The organism is Acinetobacter sp. 22512, assembly GCF_052044755.1.
Classification (GTDB): Bacteria; Pseudomonadota; Gammaproteobacteria; order Pseudomonadales; family Moraxellaceae; genus Acinetobacter; species Acinetobacter pittii.
Genome location: NZ_JBQENP010000011.1, coordinates 100,678 through 117,607 on the forward strand (window position 1 = coordinate 100,678; position 16,930 = coordinate 117,607).

13 protein-coding genes are annotated in these 16,930 nt (G+C 38.4%); 10 read left to right on the forward strand and 3 right to left on the reverse strand.

Annotation, left to right across the window (positions count from 1 at the left end):
• Positions 1-45: 45 nt before the first annotated feature.
• From ACTJJG_RS12990 to ACTJJG_RS13005, 4 genes are all read left to right on the forward strand, one after another.
• The gene (locus tag ACTJJG_RS12990; RefSeq protein WP_161511819.1) at positions 46-471 is read left to right on the forward strand and encodes a C40 family peptidase; all 426 of its coding nucleotides are present in this window, start codon (positions 46-48) and stop codon (positions 469-471) included.
• Entirely contained in the window at positions 472-2,961 is a 2,490-nt protein-coding gene (locus ACTJJG_RS12995; protein ID WP_125512139.1) for a phage tail protein, read from the forward strand.
• 63 nt (positions 2,962-3,024) lie between these two features.
• On the forward strand, positions 3,025-3,414 hold the full coding sequence (locus ACTJJG_RS13000; RefSeq protein ID WP_002122319.1) for a hypothetical protein: 390 nt from the start codon (positions 3,025-3,027) through the stop codon (positions 3,412-3,414).
• Between the two features lie 42 nt (positions 3,415-3,456).
• Positions 3,457-4,002 carry a glycoside hydrolase family 108 protein gene (locus tag ACTJJG_RS13005; RefSeq protein WP_161511821.1) on the forward strand — a complete coding sequence of 182 codons (546 nt, stop codon included), beginning with the start codon at positions 3,457-3,459 and terminating at the stop codon, positions 4,000-4,002.
• A gap of 144 nt (positions 4,003-4,146) precedes the next feature.
• Here ACTJJG_RS13005 and ACTJJG_RS13010 read toward each other — a convergent pair whose 3' ends face one another.
• On the reverse strand, positions 4,147-4,920 hold the full coding sequence (locus ACTJJG_RS13010; protein ID WP_001066070.1) for a COG4705 family protein: 774 nt from the start codon (positions 4,918-4,920) through the stop codon (positions 4,147-4,149).
• Positions 4,921-5,098: 178 nt separating this feature from the next.
• Between ACTJJG_RS13010 and ACTJJG_RS13015 the strand changes: the two genes are divergently transcribed.
• On the forward strand, positions 5,099-6,745 hold the full coding sequence (locus tag ACTJJG_RS13015; RefSeq protein WP_000960796.1) for a phosphoethanolamine transferase: 1,647 nt from the start codon (positions 5,099-5,101) through the stop codon (positions 6,743-6,745).
• Between the two features lie 258 nt (positions 6,746-7,003).
• Here ACTJJG_RS13015 and ACTJJG_RS13020 read toward each other — a convergent pair whose 3' ends face one another.
• Positions 7,004-8,206 carry a tyrosine-type recombinase/integrase gene (locus ACTJJG_RS13020; protein ID WP_104133553.1) on the reverse strand — a complete coding sequence of 401 codons (1,203 nt, stop codon included), beginning with the start codon at positions 8,204-8,206 and terminating at the stop codon, positions 7,004-7,006.
• 286 nt (positions 8,207-8,492) lie between these two features.
• The gene (gene alaS, locus ACTJJG_RS13025; RefSeq protein WP_039757442.1) at positions 8,493-11,129 is read right to left on the reverse strand and encodes an alanine--tRNA ligase; all 2,637 of its coding nucleotides are present in this window, start codon (positions 11,127-11,129) and stop codon (positions 8,493-8,495) included.
• A gap of 269 nt (positions 11,130-11,398) precedes the next feature.
• Between alaS and ACTJJG_RS13030 the strand changes: the two genes are divergently transcribed.
• The 5 genes from ACTJJG_RS13030 to ACTJJG_RS13050 all read left to right on the forward strand — a co-directional run bounded on the left by ACTJJG_RS13030 (position 11,399) and on the right by ACTJJG_RS13050 (position 16,847).
• Positions 11,399-12,418 (forward strand): type I glyceraldehyde-3-phosphate dehydrogenase, encoded by a 1,020-nt coding sequence (locus ACTJJG_RS13030; protein WP_005076995.1) that lies wholly within the window; start codon positions 11,399-11,401, stop codon positions 12,416-12,418.
• A gap of 165 nt (positions 12,419-12,583) precedes the next feature.
• Positions 12,584-13,669 (forward strand): hypothetical protein, encoded by a 1,086-nt coding sequence (locus tag ACTJJG_RS13035; protein WP_060465517.1) that lies wholly within the window; start codon positions 12,584-12,586, stop codon positions 13,667-13,669.
• A gap of 189 nt (positions 13,670-13,858) precedes the next feature.
• Entirely contained in the window at positions 13,859-15,025 is a 1,167-nt protein-coding gene (locus ACTJJG_RS13040; RefSeq protein ID WP_068611499.1) for an ATP phosphoribosyltransferase regulatory subunit, read from the forward strand.
• Positions 15,026-15,088: 63 nt separating this feature from the next.
• The gene (locus tag ACTJJG_RS13045; protein WP_002121613.1) at positions 15,089-16,408 is read left to right on the forward strand and encodes an adenylosuccinate synthase; all 1,320 of its coding nucleotides are present in this window, start codon (positions 15,089-15,091) and stop codon (positions 16,406-16,408) included.
• Between the two features lie 121 nt (positions 16,409-16,529).
• Positions 16,530-16,847 carry a hypothetical protein gene (locus tag ACTJJG_RS13050; RefSeq protein ID WP_372552732.1) on the forward strand — a complete coding sequence of 106 codons (318 nt, stop codon included), beginning with the start codon at positions 16,530-16,532 and terminating at the stop codon, positions 16,845-16,847.
• Positions 16,848-16,930: the final 83 nt, after the last annotated feature.

Consider the following 16,930-nt stretch of genomic DNA (forward strand, 5'->3'; position numbering starts at 1 on the left):
TAATACCCGCTTCGGCGGGTTTTTTGATATTAGGAATTTGATAACGTGAAAAAAAATATTGAAGCGGTTCAGGAGGCGCTTACATGGCTTGGTACTCCTTACCATCATCAAGGGCGAGTAAAAGGTGTGGGGGTGGACTGTGGTACATTGATCTGTGAAGTCTATGAAAAAGTTGGACTCATGGACCATTTAGACCCGCGGCCATATCCACATGACTGGCACTTACACCAGATGGGGCAACGTTATTTAGAACTCATTTTAGGTGTATGTGATCCGGTCGAAGGTCCGCCACAACCTGGTGACATCGTTTTATATCATTTTGGCAAATGCATCAGCCATGGGGCAATTGTCATTGAGTGGCCACAAGTCATTCACAGTTATATCCATCAGGGAGTCATTATTCAGGATGGAACAAAAGGAAGTTTAGCCCGGCGAATTGCCGGGTTTTTTCGTATGAAGAGGCTTAAATAAATGGGTGGATTATTTGGTAGTACTACAATTAGTACAACGGATACCCGTATTAACTCTATGCGGATCCAGCAGTCAGCTTATGGGCTTTGCCAGCCATTGGTTTATGGCAAAACCCGTGTTGCGGCTAATATGTTTTGGTATGGAGATTTTACAGCTACACCTCATACAACAGTTCAAAAGTCTGGTGGTAAGGGTGGGGGTACTAAAACCAGTAATACCACCTTTAGTTATAGCGCCTCTCTCATGCTCGGTTTATGTGAAAACCAGATTAAAAAGATTGGCCTAATTTGGGTAGATAAAGAGCAATATGTGCCTAAACAAGAAGGATCTATAACTTTAGATCCTATCGACCAGTTAAAATTTGAATTATTCGATGGAAATAATAATCCGCCGTGGGGATGGCTAGTATCAAAGCATCCAGAACAGGCAATTAATTATCCGTATTTGGGATATGTAGCTGTAGCTAATTATGAGATGGGTAATAGCGCCAGCCTTTCAAATCATAATTTTGAAGTGATCAGTACTATCACGCTATCTGACACAATTGATGATGCTAACCCGGCAGATGTTATTGAAGATTTTATTACACACCCACGACATGGCGCAGCCCCAAATCTTAACATTGCAGATCTAGAAGAGTTTAGAACCTATTGCCGGGCAGCTAATCTCTTGATTAGTCCTGCATTCACAGAACAACGCCCAGCTTATGAAACTATCAATGAGATTGTTGAGGCTGTTAACTGTGCTGTGGTACCTAGCCCGGATGGCTTAAAGATCCGTTCTTTTGGGGACTCTGCAATAACGGGTAACGGCGTTACCTTTACACCTGATCTCACACCCGTTTACCACTTAACTGATAATGACTTTATTGGCGAGGATGAGCCAGTACGTGTGCGCCGTAGCCGTGATACAGATGCCTATAATCATGTGCAGATTGAATACATTAATCGCTATAACCAGTACAACACTGAAACAACAGAAGCCAAGGACCAAGCAAATATTGAAATGTTTGGCTTGCGTACCGAGGATCCTGTGGAATGCCATTATTTTTGTGAACCGAAGATAGCACGTCATGCTGCACAACTTCGCTTACAACGACTGCTTTATGTTCGCAATGAGTATGAATTTGATTTGGGTTGGAAGTACTGCCGATTAGAGCCAATGGATATTGTCACTATTACAGATGAAGCATTGGGCTTAATTCAATTTCCTGTACGTATTACACGTATTGAGGAAGATGAGTTCGGTGAATTAACTATCACGGCTGAAGAACTGGCCGTAGGTTCAAGATCTGCCATTGAGTATGACTCTCAAGCGTCAAATGGTTATCAGGGCGGAAATGAAGAGCCGGGTAATGTGAATGCTCCAGCTATCTTTGAACCACCTTTAGAACTTACAGATGGTAAGAGTCAAGTTTGGGTGGCAGTTTCAGGTGGCGTTAATTGGGGCGGCTGTAATGTTTGGGCAAGCCTTGATAATACGACATATGAAATGATTGGCACAATTTATGGATCTGCACGTTATGGGCAGGTTGTCACCGCCATTGATGCAGATGACGCGACATTACAGGTTGAGCTAAATACAGCAAGCCAGATCTTCAGTGGAACATTAGAAGATGCTCAAGCTGACCAAACACTTTGTAAAGTGGGGGATGAGTATTTTAATTATCAAGTGGCCACCTTAAACGGATCTGGTCTTTATACCTTAAGTGATGTTTTACGTGGACGTTTTGATGATGCACAAAGTCACAACGCTGGTGAGCCATTTGTTCGTTTGGATAAAGCTATATTCAAATATCCGTACAATGAGGGTCTAGTAGAAAAACAAATCTTTTTAAAGTTCACAAGCTTTAATGGTTTGGAGCGTAAAGAGCAGACCTTAGATGAGGTTACGGCGTATAGCTATACTTTAAGTGGTGGACGTCCTGCAGGCGTTAAAGGCTTATCGCTTCAATCTCCGTTTGTTGGTACCACTTTCAAAGTTCAATGGCAGAGTTCAACCGGTGCAGATGGTTATCGTGTTCAGGTTTGGTCTAATGGGGCAATGATTCGTCAAGTTGATACAACCAATACGGATTATAGTTATTCGATCGAAGAGGCTAAGCAAGATGGTTTAGGCCGAGCTTACACAATTCGAGTGGCCAGCAAGAACGGCGACCAAGTTAGTACATATGCTGAATTGAGTATTAGTAATCCAGTACCGCCTGTACTTCTCAATGTGTACACAGCAGCAACCGTAGATTCTATTACGGTGAATTGGGTGCCTAGTGAAGTACCTGATCTGAAAGACTATGCAGTATGGCTAAGCGCTACACCTAACTTTGATCCTACACAAATGCCGCCTACGTGGACCGGCACAGATTTAACAACTACTTTTGGAGGACTACAACCAACTACTCCATATTACATTCGTGTTGCTGCACGTGATGTATGGGAAAACACGGTTTGGAACTATACAAATCAGATTACTCAGAGTACTTCTGAAGCTTAAATTTATTTAATTCATAGCACCCAAAAGGGTGCTTTTTTATTGCCTAATTCTGGAGTAAAAGGCATGGAACCAGTTTCTACAAGCGGTTTTACAGCACTATTAAAATTTTATGGGGTTGCAATTGTGGTGGCTTTAGCGGTCGGCTTGGTTGCAGCAGTTGTATTAATGACACGTATGCCACGTTCACCACAAGAGTGGGCTGTAGGTTTGATCTGTACGGTTGTATCAAGCCTTGCTGGCGGTTCATTCATTATCGTGAAGTGGGGGCTTCATGAATGGGTTACTGATATATGGGGGATGATTGCACTTGGTGGATTCTTCTTTGTTTGTGGTTTACCCGGTTGGGCTTTAGTTCGCTGGATCTTTAACTTCATTAACAAACAGGAAGGTAAGACCATTATTGAGGTACTTAAAGAAGTTAAGAAAGCCAAAAACGATATTTCAAACAGTTAATGCCGCCTTCGGGCGGTTTTTTTACATCTGAAGGAAACCGAAATGAATATTGAACAATATCTTGATGAGTTAATTAAACGCGAAGGTGGTTACGTAAATAACCCAGCGGATCGAGGAGGGGCGACCAAATACGGTATTACTGAAGCGGTCGCGCGTTCAAACGGCTATAAGGGTAATATGAAAGATTTGCCGCTTGATGTGGCTAAAGCGATTTACAAGAAGCAGTACTGGACAGCTCCACGATTGGACCAGGTAAATGCTATTTCTTCTGCAGTAGCTGAAGAACTTCTAGATACTGGAGTGAATTGTGGTACCAGCTTTGCAAAACCTCTTTTACAACGGGCTTTAAATCTCCTAAATAATAATGGTAAAGCAGGGTGGCCAGATTTATCTGTAGATGGAATTTATGGTCCAGCAACCTTTAATGCACTCAAAACTTATTTGGCAAAACGTGGCAAAGAGGGGGAAAAGGTTTTAGTCCGCGTCCTTAATATTATGCAAGGTCAGCGTTACATTGAAATCTGTGAGCGTAATAAAAGCCAAGAGCAGTTTTTCTATGGCTGGATCGCTAATCGGGTTGTTATATGAAAGTCTTTCATTGCAGACGTTCAAAGATAGCTTTGACAATCACAGTGCTGTGCATTCTATTATCAGGATGCACAGCTCATACGATCAATAGCAATGTGAGTGTAGGAATTTGTGTGAAAGCCCTCTGAGGAGAGCTTTTACAATTTATGCATTTTTTACATTACCTAACTGATTATTTTTACTAAAATAAATACATATTAAAATAGCAACTAATATTACTCCTGATGCTGCAAAACGGCTTAAGTCTAAACCTCCAGCGGAAAGGGGCTTATCTAGAAAGTCTCCAACTACAGCACCCAAAGGACGAGTTAAAATAAAAGTGCTCCAGAATAAAAATGTTCGTGAAACAGAAGTGAATTTATACAAAAACACCATCAATAAAATGAGTGCTGAGAAAAGAGCAATCCCGCCACTATAGCCTAATCCAATCGTATCTGCTGACCAGTCACCAAGAGCTGTACCCAAAGTTTGGCTAAAGGTAATTGTTAACCAATAAAAGACTTCTGATTTAGGTTTATTAACGGTATGAGGGGAGACGCTGCCTTCAACTTTATACCAACCCAATAATGAGAAGATGACTAAGCCGAGGAGTAAGCTACTTCCTCCACTATAACCAATACCTAAAGATCGAGTGACAAAGTCTGCTAATGTTGTACCAACAGTTGTACTCGCAATAATGGTAAACCAATATAAATATGGTTTATAACTTTTTGCCTTAATTTGACAGATCAATAAGATAATAAAAACTATGGCAAAAATAAAAGTACTAGTTAAATACCCAAGTTTCAATGACATTGAAAAACTATCTCCGCCAGTTTCACCAAAAGTAGTTGCGAAGATTTTAGTAATCCAGAATAGAAGGGTAACTTGGGGGACTTTAGTTATATACTCACTCATTTCATGACTTGAATTATTCATCTAAGAGTCTCAAATGATAAATTTATCAAACAATAAATTTTTAAAATTAAGATGAGCTTAAAGATTTGTTTTTAATAATATAGCTTTGTATTCTTATTGGTTACTAAGCTCATTTTTTAATTTCTATTTAAGTTTTACTAGCTAAGATTTCGAGTTTTTAATATTTAATGGTTTTCAAATGCTAGTAAATTTTTTAAAATTCAAAGAGATATGTAATAATATTACACTATTAAATTTTAATTTGCTTTTATCTATCTGGCTAGGTTTATTTCTGAATATAGGTTTTTTTAAAAAAATCCATCAACTTACACCTTATAATGGTATTAAGTCAGTTCTTTTCTTAGGGGCGACATTAGTTATTTTAATAGCGGCATATAATTTAATTTTTCAATTAATAAATTGGAAATGGACTGCCAAAATCTTTGCAATTTTATTGATATTTATTGGTGGCTTTAGCTCTTATTTTGTAAACACATTGGGTATCATTATTTCACCCGACCAAATTCAAAATATGGTGCAGACCGATGTTTCGGAAGTTACCGATCTAATCTCTTTACGCTTTGTTTTATGGACAGTTTTTTTTGTTATTTTGCCCATTTTTTTAATTACTCAAGTTAAATTTAAACAAGAAAAAGCATCACGGTTGTTATTGAAGAAAGTATTCTCACTGGTAGCTTCATTTGCAGTGGTCGGTGTTTTACTTTTTACTTACTATGTCGATTTCGCTGCAATATTTCGTGAGCATCGTGATTTAAAAGGGATGATTTCACCGCAAAATAGTATTTCATCGCTTATGTCTTACTATCATAAGAAGGCTCCGAAGAAAAATCTGCCTCTTGTGATATATGGACAAGATGCTCATCAAGTTCAGCAAGTACAAAAGAACCTCCCTAAGTTAATGATACTTGTTGTCGGTGAAACGGCACGTGCCGAAAGTTTCTCTCTAAATGGGTATGCAAAAAATACGAATCCGGAGCTTTCTAAACAAGATATTTTCAACTTTTCGCAAGTGAGCTCATGCGGTACGGCGACAGCTGTTTCTGTGCCATGTATGTTCTCGGGTATGCCACGTGTAGATTATGATGAGCAATTAGCTAGTCACCGCGAAGGTTTATTAGATATTGCAAAACGTGCGGGTTACCAAGTGACTTGGATTGATAATAACTCGGGTTGTAAAGGTGCATGTGATCGCGTTGAACAATACCAGATTCCAGAAAACTTAAAGAAAAAATGGTGTAAAGATGGCGAATGTTATGATGACATTCTCATTGACAGCTTAAAGCAGTATTTGGCTACTATTGCCAAAGATGATGATCGTCCGCGTTTGATTGTTCTGCATCAAGTGGGTAGTCATGGACCTGCATATTACAAGCGTGCACCTGAGGCATATCAACCTTTTAAACCGACTTGTGATACTAATGCGATACAGGGCTGTTCGCAAACTGAATTGCTAAATAGTTATGATAATACAATTGTATATACAGACCATGTATTAAGCCAAATGATTAATACTCTAAAAGAAATATCAAAGTATCAGACAGGTTTATGGTATTTATCTGATCATGGCGAATCAACCGGAGAACATGGTTTATATTTACATGGTTCACCTTATGCAATCGCACCGAGCCAACAAACACATGTACCAATGATTATGTGGTTCTCTGAAAGTTGGAAACAACATAATCTTGCTCAAGTGAATTGTTTAAGCCAAAAAACTAAACAAAAGTTAAGTCAGGATAATTTATTCCCAAGTTTGTTAAGTTTGCTGGATGTAAAAACTAAGGTAGTAAATAACAAACTTGATATGTTGAGCCAATGTAAATAAATATATTTTTAATTTATATAAAACGAAGCAAAATAGACTTGTTTCGTTTTATAAAATGTATTGGTTCGTAATTAGCACACATTTTAAGATCCCTCTAAAATTATTTAATAAACCTTCGTCAGCTATGCATCAAACTTACAACAATATAATTATTCTTAAAACCCAAAGACCACCCAGATTCTTTATAGAAAGGTTCACCATATTTAATTGTATGCTCGATATAAAAGTAAACCCAATATTTCATTTCTTAATTCTCAATTATTTAGTAAGTAATTTAATTTTTTCTAACCATTTTGCATATGCTTCAGTTTGCTGGGGTAGGTACTCATAATAATCATATGTGCCTTGTTCACCAGACATTACATGGCCAATCATGAGTTGTGCAACATCACGCGATGTAAATGCACTGAAATTAGTACGAGCAGTTCTTCGTAGATCATGAAGCGACCAATGTTTCATGTGATAATCATGATGTCTTCTAAGGCGTTCCATTACATAACCAGGCAATGAATTTGAAGAACCATGGCTCATAGGGGTTGCTTCACTGTCATTAGTTAAGAAGTACTCACATGTGCTGTATTCAAAAGCCTCGACAATTAATGCCTCCATTTCAGGCAAAATAGGGCGAATAATTTCACGGCCAGTTTTCTTGCCAGTCTTATTGTTTACTACAGGAACAATCCAAACCTTTCTATTTAAATCGAAATCTGTCTTTTTGGCTTTTCTGAGTTCGCCATTTCTACAACCAAACATTAAACATAGTTTTAAGAAAATTTTGTTTTTAGGCAAAATATTTGATTCTTCAATAGCCATCAAAACCATTTTAATTTCTTCATCCGAAAGAAATCTGGTACCTCTATTTCTTTCAATTCCTAGATCTTCTTTAGCATAGATATCGGATAAGACATTCACTTCAAGCAATTGTCTTTTTTTAGACCATTTTAGAACCTGTTTTGCATTCGTTAATACCCGATCTGCGATCGAAGGTACATCATCAGCTAATTCTTCAAGTAAGGCCAACCATTGTTGCAGAGTAATGCGGTCAACTGGTAAATCACCAATTTCAGGGATGACATGTTGTTCAAAGGTGTTTTTAATTTGCTGTGCAGAAGTCTTTTTCTTTAGACAATAACTTTCATACCAGTCATTAAAGACATCTTCAAATGTGCTTGCATCGATGTATTTTTGCTGCTGTACACGAACCTCAACTTTAGGATTCATTCCTTTATCTAAAAGTGCCCGCATTTCACCAGCTTTAATACGCGCATCTTTGAGTGACATATGAGGGTAGGTGCCCAAGTCTAAGCGTTCAGCTTTTCCAGCAAATCGATATCTCAACTGGAATACAATTTTACCTTTAGGTGAGATTCTGACACTCATTGAATCCCGATCTGCTATTTCTTCAACCTTATCACGTGCCTTGCCGTTATTAGCTTTTAGCCACACTTCAGTTAAAGCCATAGTCCACCTGTGTACATAATTTTGGTCAAGTAAGAGATAAGTGCGAATATGTACACGTATGTGTACATAATTGATAGGGCTTATTCTGTCCTAAAATGTCTTAGTGTGTCTATATTAAAAATGGGGGAAATATTGAGAAATAAGGCTTTTATTGTAGTTTTTGTCTTAGTGTGTCTTGGAGTGGCTAAATGGCATTAATTCTTTTGAACGATTAATGCCATAGTTGTTCCATATAAGCCATGACCCTGAGAGGCTTTTCAGGGTCAGTTACACAAAAAGTGAAGTCTTATTTTTGTTCAAGCCATGCAGGCAATGCTGCGATAACTTGTCCAAACTTCTCGTTAAGTGGCGCGCCACCTTGTGCTAAGTCAGGTTTACCACCACCTTTACCACCTAACTCGGTTGCTAGATGTTTGATGATGTCACCTGCTTTTAGAGTTGCAGTGTATTGTGATGCAACTGAAGCAAGTAGGCTGACTTTGTCACCCTCTACACCAGCTAACACAATAACTGCATTCTCTAATTTCGATTTAACACTGTCGTGTAAGTTGCGAAGTGATTTTGCATCTACACCTTGAACAGTGGTAATAAGCGTTTGACGACCAGCAATGGTTTGTACCTGATCAATCAATTCTGACGCTTGGAAGTTTGCCAATTTCTGATTGAGCTGTTCAATCTGCTTTTGTAATGCAGAAACCAATTCAACATTGGCTTGTACACGCTCAACAGTTTGGTCTTTCTGTGCTTTTAATAAGCCATTAATGTGCTGGATATCAGCATCAGTTTTTTGTACTACATCTAGCGCTTTAGTACCTGTAACAGCTTCAATACGACGTACACCAGCAGCTACACCACCTTCAGAAGTGATTTTGAATAAACCAATATCACCTGTACGTTTAACGTGGATACCACCACAAAGTTCAATTGAGAAGTTTTTCTCATCAATAATTGAACCCATAGAAAGTACACGTACTTCATCACCATATTTTTCACCGAACAACATCATGGCACCTTTAGCTTTTGCAGCCTCGATATCAAGAAGTTCGGTTGTTACAGCACTATTTGCAATAATTTCTGCATTCACTAAGCGCTCAACTTGTTGTAACTGTTCAAAAGTTACAGGTTGGTCATTAGCAAAGTCGAAACGTAAGATATCGCTTGCAACTAAAGAACCTTTTTGTTGTACATGTGAACCTAAGATTTGACGAAGGGCAGCATGTAATAAGTGAGTTGCAGAGTGATTACGTGCAGTTGCTTCACGAATGTCTGCTTTAACAATCGCTTCAACATTTTGATCTGCTTTAAGGCTACCAACGGTCACAATACCTTGATGAACAAAGGCACCACCTGACTTTTTAGTATCTTGAACTTCAAAAATACCAGTTTCGTTTTTGAAGATACCAGTATCACCAATCTGACCACCACTTTCAGCATAGAAAGGAGTTTGGTTTAAAACGATAAGCGCTTCATCACCTTCAGAAACTTCGTCAACTTGTACCCCATCTTTATAGATCGCTACAATTTGACCTTGACCAGTAGTGTTGATGTAACCATCAAACTGAGTTTCGCCTTCAACTTTTACAATGTTGTTGTAATCAACGGCAAACTTACCAGCATCACGAGCACGTTGACGCTGTGCTGCCATTTCCACTTCAAAACCAGCTTCATCAATAATAAAGTCACGTTCACGTGCAATATCAGCAGTTAAGTCTGTCGGGAAGCCGTAAGTGTCGTAAAGTTTAAATACAGTGGCACCAGGAATCGTCTTATCTTTTAATTGAGCAAGCTCACCTTCAAGTAGTTTTAAGCCTTGCTCAAGTGTTTTAGCAAACTGTTCTTCTTCACGAATTAAAGTTGCTTCAATCACGTCTTTACGCGCTGCAAGCTCTGGATATGCATCACCCATAACTTCAATTAAAGGTTGCAACATTTTGTAGAAGAACGTACCCGTTGCACCAAGTTTATTTCCGTGACGAACAGCACGACGGATAATACGGCGAAGTACATAACCACGACCTTCATTACTTGGATTTACACCATCAGCAATGAGGAAACAGCATGAGCGCGCATGGTCTGCAACAACACGTAAAGAAGGCTGACCTTGGTCTTCAATACCAATAATATTTGCGGCAGCTTTTAATAAGTGTTGGAACAGGTCAATGTCGTAGTTTGAATTAACATGTTGCAATACAGCAGAGATACGCTCTAAGCCCATACCTGTATCAACAGACGGAGCAGGAAGAGGGTGAAGCACGCCATCAGCAGTACGGTTAAACTGCATGAAAACGTTGTTCCAGATTTCAATGAAACGGTCACCGTCTTCTTCAGGTGAGCCTGGTAAACCACCCCAAATGTGATCACCATGGTCAAAGAAAATCTCAGAACATGGACCGCATGGGCCAGTATCACCCATTGCCCAGAAGTTATCAGATGCGTATTTTTCGCCTTTATTATCACCAATACGGATAATACGTTCTGGTGCTAAACCGATTTCTTTGTTCCAGATGTCGTAAGCTTCGTCATCGGTGTGGTAAACCGTGGCATAAAGTTTATCTTTTGGTAAAGCAAGCCATTGTTCGCTGGTTAAAAATTCCCATGCGAATTTAAGTGCATCACGTTTGAAATAATCACCGAATGAGAAATTACCTAACATTTCGAAGAATGTATGGTGGCGTGCAGTGTAGCCAACGTTGTCTAAGTCATTGTGTTTACCGCCAGCGCGTACACATTTTTGAGATGTAGTTGCACGCACGTAGTCACGTTTCTCAAGACCTAAAAAGCAGTCTTTAAACTGGTTCATCCCAGCATTTGTAAATAATAAAGTTGGGTCGTTGGCAGGAACAAGAGAACTCGACGCGACACGTGTATGCCCTTGCGTTTCAAAGTAGCGCAAAAATGCTTCACGAATTTCAGCAGATGTCATTAAACGAGTACTCACAACCAAGTCACTCCATATTTTCGAATTTGGCTAAATGTATCAATGCCTGTTTGTTTTATGCCAAACCTTGCATGTGATACGGGGCTTATTTTTTAAAAACGCTAAATTGTAGCGGAAAAACCCCACCGAACCAACGATTTTAAAAGGAATATCTTACAAAACTGTGATTTGGCTAAAAATCTATATTCAATTGGCCTTGACGTGCTTTACTATATGCCTTCTTTAGTTTGTAGTTTTGTTGATAAGGATTGGTCATGCAACGTATCGCCATTAATGGGTTTGGTCGGATTGGACGTAATGTTTTACGCGCCTGGTTCGAAAGCCCAAAACAATTTCATTTTGAAATCGTGGCGATTAACGATATAGCAGATGTCCAGACATTAGTGCATTTATTTAAATATGATTCTACGCACGGCCGCTTCAATGGAAATGTAGATATATTCATTGAAAATGAAAAAGTTTTTTTGAATATTCAGTCAAATCAACGAACGCTAAAAGTTGAGGTTTTAAAGCAGAAACAACCTGAACTTTTACCATGGTCTAGTTTAGATATTGATGTGGTACTTGAGTGTACAGGACTGTTCCGTTCTCATGCGGATGCGACACGTCATCTACAAGCAGGGGCGAAGCGGGTCATTATTGGGGCGGCACCTTTTGATCATGTTGACGCAGCCATTGTTTATGGTGTGAACCATAATGAAGTCAAAGTGACTGATCAGATCATATCAAGCGTTTCATGTACTACGCAGGCTTTAGTTCCATTAGTCAAAATCATTGATGATGCTTTCGGTATTGAAACTGCGCTTATGACAGAAATTCATGCAGTGACAGCAGATCAATCTGTTCTTGACCACGCACATCGTGATTTACGTCGTGCTAGAGCTTCAGGGCAAAATATTATCCCGACCACATCTAGTGCACTCGGCGCATTAAAGCGTGTTATGCCTAAAATGGAAGACCGTATTGATGGTTATTCAATTCGTGTACCAACTATTAATGTGGCGGCAATTGACTTAACTTTTATCGCGCAATCTCCAATTACTGTGCATCACATTAATGAAATACTAATTAAAGCATCTCAAACAGACTATGCAGAAATTATGGCGGTAACAGATGAGCCATTAGTTTCGAGTGATTTCAATCATTCACCTTATTCACTCATCGTTGATTTAACTCAAACTATGGTTGTAGGGCATCAAGCTAAAGTATTCGCTTGGTACGATAATGAATGGGGCTATGCAAATCGTTTATTGGATCTGTGTGATTCTTTCTAAATATGATTTTAAATCATTTAAGGGTGTTAAATTAATACCCTTTTTATGGTTGTTAATTTCTAATATGAAAAGTTCAAATAATTAAAATTCTAAATATTAGTGTTGTGTAAAATTATATCTATTTGTATGATTCGCAAACATTAAAATTTTAATTATAGAGTTCATATGAAATTTAACTCAAAAAGAATAAGTGGTTTTTTAATTTTTACATCTACTATTATTTTAGCTGCTTGCGGTGGTGAAGGCTCAGATCAAAATACCCATGATCAAGGCGAAAATAATTTAGAAAAAGAAGACAAAATTTACCAAATCTATTATCAACCTTCTGATATTTCTTCAAGTATCTATAGTGATTCTTTTGAAATTACTCAATATTCAATTAAGAATAATGAAATCTTTTTTGCAAAGTCACATAACCAACCGCTAGAAACTGAACTTTTAACTGAACAGAAAGTTTTAAATAAAGGGACCTTACAAACACATACTCTGAAAAGGTTAACACCGAGCAGTTGGACGTATGAATTAACGCCTGATTTGAAAGAAAATTTAAAATTTGAAATTGTGAATTTAGAGGGTGAAAATATCTTTGATCGTGTATTACCGGGCTATAAAGAAAATAAAAATTTAGAAACGGGCCTTCACAATCAACTTGATAAAAATTTAATAGACTTCTACCAAAATTATAAGAATGTTAGGTTTCCAAAAAATAGTTATTGTTATCGTTTAAAAGAAACTCAATGGAATCAATCTTATATTTCTTATATATCTAGTTTTAATTCAAATCCTTCGTTTAGTGAGAAAAAGCAGTCAATTGTCGAAAGATATAATAACTTAGGCCAAGATAAAAAGTATTTTAGGCTTCTAAATTCGCAGTGGTATGGTTATAACTTAACTGTTTTAGAAAACTTAGAAACTGGTGATATTCAAAGCGCATTGGGAAATAATAATAACCAGTCTGCTTTTTTTATTAATTTTATATCAAGTAGTCGGTGGGATGCTGATAGAAATTTAGCGTATGAAAAGTCTCATTTGTATTCTATAGAAGATAACCCGCTTAATAATGTGCATTCATTAATTGCTTTCAGACAAAAGCTAAAAATTGCAAATCTTGAAAAAGGTTGCTTTGCTTTTAATACTCAAGCAGCTCAAGCTATTCAAAGATTAAATCTGGTTAACTGGCAACAAGGAGATAGCTCAGATATTGGCCCATTCTTTGGTCGAAGAACTTTTGTCTATGATATGAGTGAATGAGAATAAGGTATTGAATATTATTATTAATTCATAAAATCTTCTTTTTGACTTTAGAGTTTATTAAGAAAGATTTATGCAAATTGTCAGGTGCATGGCACAAAGTATCATGCTACACTAAGAGAAATCGGGTGTGTTCCCGATTTTTTTATGTGGGGTCGTTCCACGTTGATCAGATTTTAGGCTTGAAATATGACCATTTCAGAGACATGGTTGCTGCCTGACGGGGTAGCAGATGTATTGCCGGAACAGGCGCAAGTCATTGAAAAACTTCGCCGTGAAGCTTTAGATTTCCTCGCGGTACGAGGTTATCAATTGGTATATACACCATTTATCGAATACATCGAATCGTTGTCTTCATTATCAGAATCAAATCAAGACTTAGATTTAGTAACTTTTAAGGTCATTGATCAGCTCTCAGGCCGTTTACTCGGTGTTCGTGCTGATATGACGCCGCAAGTTGCACGTATCGATGCACATGTAAGACCAGTTGAAGGTGTTGCACGTTACTGTTATTCAGGGACTGTATTACATACTAAACCACAAAATTTTAATGCCACACGTGCGCCTCTACAATTAGGTGCAGAGTTATACGGGCATGACAGTATCGAAGCTGATGTCGAAATGGTCGATGTTATGCTGGGGTTGATCGAGAACATCTATACTTTACAAGGCGCGCATTTAGATTTGGGCCATGTAGGGTTGTTCCGCAGTTTAGTAAAATGTGCTGGACTGTCAAAAAATGAAGAGCATGAGCTTTCAGATCTTTATCAAAGAAAAGCGTTACCAGAGTTAGCTGAATTTACTCAAAATCTCAATATGGGTTCTGATTTCTATGCGCTTGGCCGTTATTCTAGTGATCTAGAAGCATTGCAGGCGAATTTAAGTGCAAACATCTTACAAGATGCTGAATTTAAATCAGCATTAGATGCACTTAAAACAACACTTGCGCAAATTAAAAGCCGTTGGCCAAATCTCAATATCGGTATTGATGTTGTAGAGTTACGTAGTTACCACTATCACACTGGCTTAATGTATGCGGTCTATGCACCGAATCGTGCTGCGCCTTTAGCGCAGGGTGGTCGTTATGATGGTATTGGTGAGCACTTTGGCCGCGCACGTCCTGCTACTGGCTTTAGTTGTGATTTATATGCCCTAGGTGCAAATCAGTTCGCCGAAATCGAAACTGTTGTTGCTCCAAAAGGCTCAGAACAGGATTTACTCTCAGCAATTTCGAATGCACGTGCTCAAGGTTTACGTGTAGTTCAATTGTTAGGTAATGATGATTTAAGTTCTATTCCATATGCGACCCACCAACTCGTGTCGCAAAATGGACAATGGAATATTGAAAAGATTTAATCGCCAACGGTAAATTTTTACTGGTGGTTTCCAATTTTAACAGCATGATGTAATGAGGCTATTATGGGCAAAAATGTTGTGGTACTTGGTACCCAATGGGGCGACGAAGGTAAAGGTAAAATCGTCGACCTGCTCACAGATCAGGCGGCTGCGGTAGTACGTTATCAAGGCGGACATAACGCAGGTCATACTCTTGTCGTAGGTGGTAAAAAGACTGTATTGCACCTCATTCCATCAGGCATTTTACGTGAAAACGTATTGTGCTTAATTGGTAATGGTGTAGTACTTTCACCAGCCGCGTTAATTGAAGAAATGGGAATTTTGGAAGCAGAAGGTGTTCCTGTTAAAGAACGTCTACGTATTTCTCCAAACTGTCCACTCATTTTGCCTAACCACATTGCACTTGATCAGGCACGTGAGAAGAAACGTGGTAATGCTAAAATCGGTACTACAGGTCGTGGTATTGGCCCTGCATACGAAGATAAAGTGGCTCGCCGTGCAGTGCGTGTTGCTGACCTTGTTCGTGGTGGTGCAGCGTTAGAAGAAAAACTTCAAGAAATGCTTGAGTTACATAACTTCCAATTAACTCAGTTCTACGGTGTAGAAGCTGTTAAATTTGAAGATGTATTGGCTCTTTGCAACCAATGGCGTGAAGTGCTTGCTCCATTAGTGATTGATGTTACTAAAGTATTGCATGACTATCGCAAAGAAGGTAAGGCTGTAATGTTTGAAGGAGCTCAAGGCTCACTTCTAGACATCGACCACGGTACTTATCCATATGTTACAAGTTCAAATACAACTGCTGGTGGCGTAAGCTCTGGTTCAGGTATGGGGCCTTTACATCTTGATTATGTATTAGGTATTACTAAAGCTTATACAACACGTGTAGGTGCTGGTCCATTCCCAACTGAATTAGTTTACGATGCAGCTGCTGATTCTGGTGATCCGATTGGTAAACACCTAGGTACAGTTGGTCATGAATTTGGTGCTTCTACTGGCCGTCAACGTCGTTGTGGTTGGTTTGATGCTGAAATTCTTCGCCGTTCTGTAGATGTAAACTCACTTTCAGGTATTTGCTTAACTAAACTTGACGTTTTAGATGGTTTGGAAGAAGTAAAAATCTGTGTAGGTTATGAAAATACAGATTCAGGTTGTGTAGGTTCTTCAGATGCAGTTTCTTTTGAATGCTTGAAGCCAATCTATGAAACTATGCCTGGTTGGAGCGAGTCGACTGTTGGTTTAACTAGTATCGATCAATTACCAGCAAATGCTTTGGCTTATGTTAAGCGTATTGAACAATTAATCGAATGTCCGATTGATATCGTTTCAACTGGTCCAGATCGTGCAGAAACAATTGTTTTACGTCATCCATTCTCTGCTTAATTAGCAAAGATTAAAAAGGCCTCCTGAAAGGGGGCTTTTTTATACCCGACTAAAGTGCAGTTTTCGTTTTATTAGATTCAGATTAAAACGTTATATATAGATAAGGAAGGATGGGCTCAGGATGAAGCTGCAACCAACTATTTCAAAAACAATTTTTTATTCTTTTTTATTTGCTATTGGTGGTTCACCCACGCTGGCGATGTTGGTTATTTATGGACAGGAATATCATGAAGATTTCTTTATGACAGCTTTTATGAGCTTGTCGGCTTTGTTCGCATGTGTGTTAATTCCTGTTGTACTCATACAAAATAGTTATTTACTCTGGAAAAGGGAAAGTCCTAATCTTGAAGAGAAAGTTAAAACCTTAAGTCATGTTTATCTGGGTTTAAATGTAATCTGTTTAATTTTCTGGATTTATTTGATGACTTTATCTACTTGATCGTTACATAAATACTATGATCATGGAGAAATGAGACATTCAAAGCATGAGTGGTATTTCTTATAATAAGTGCAAAAGAATAA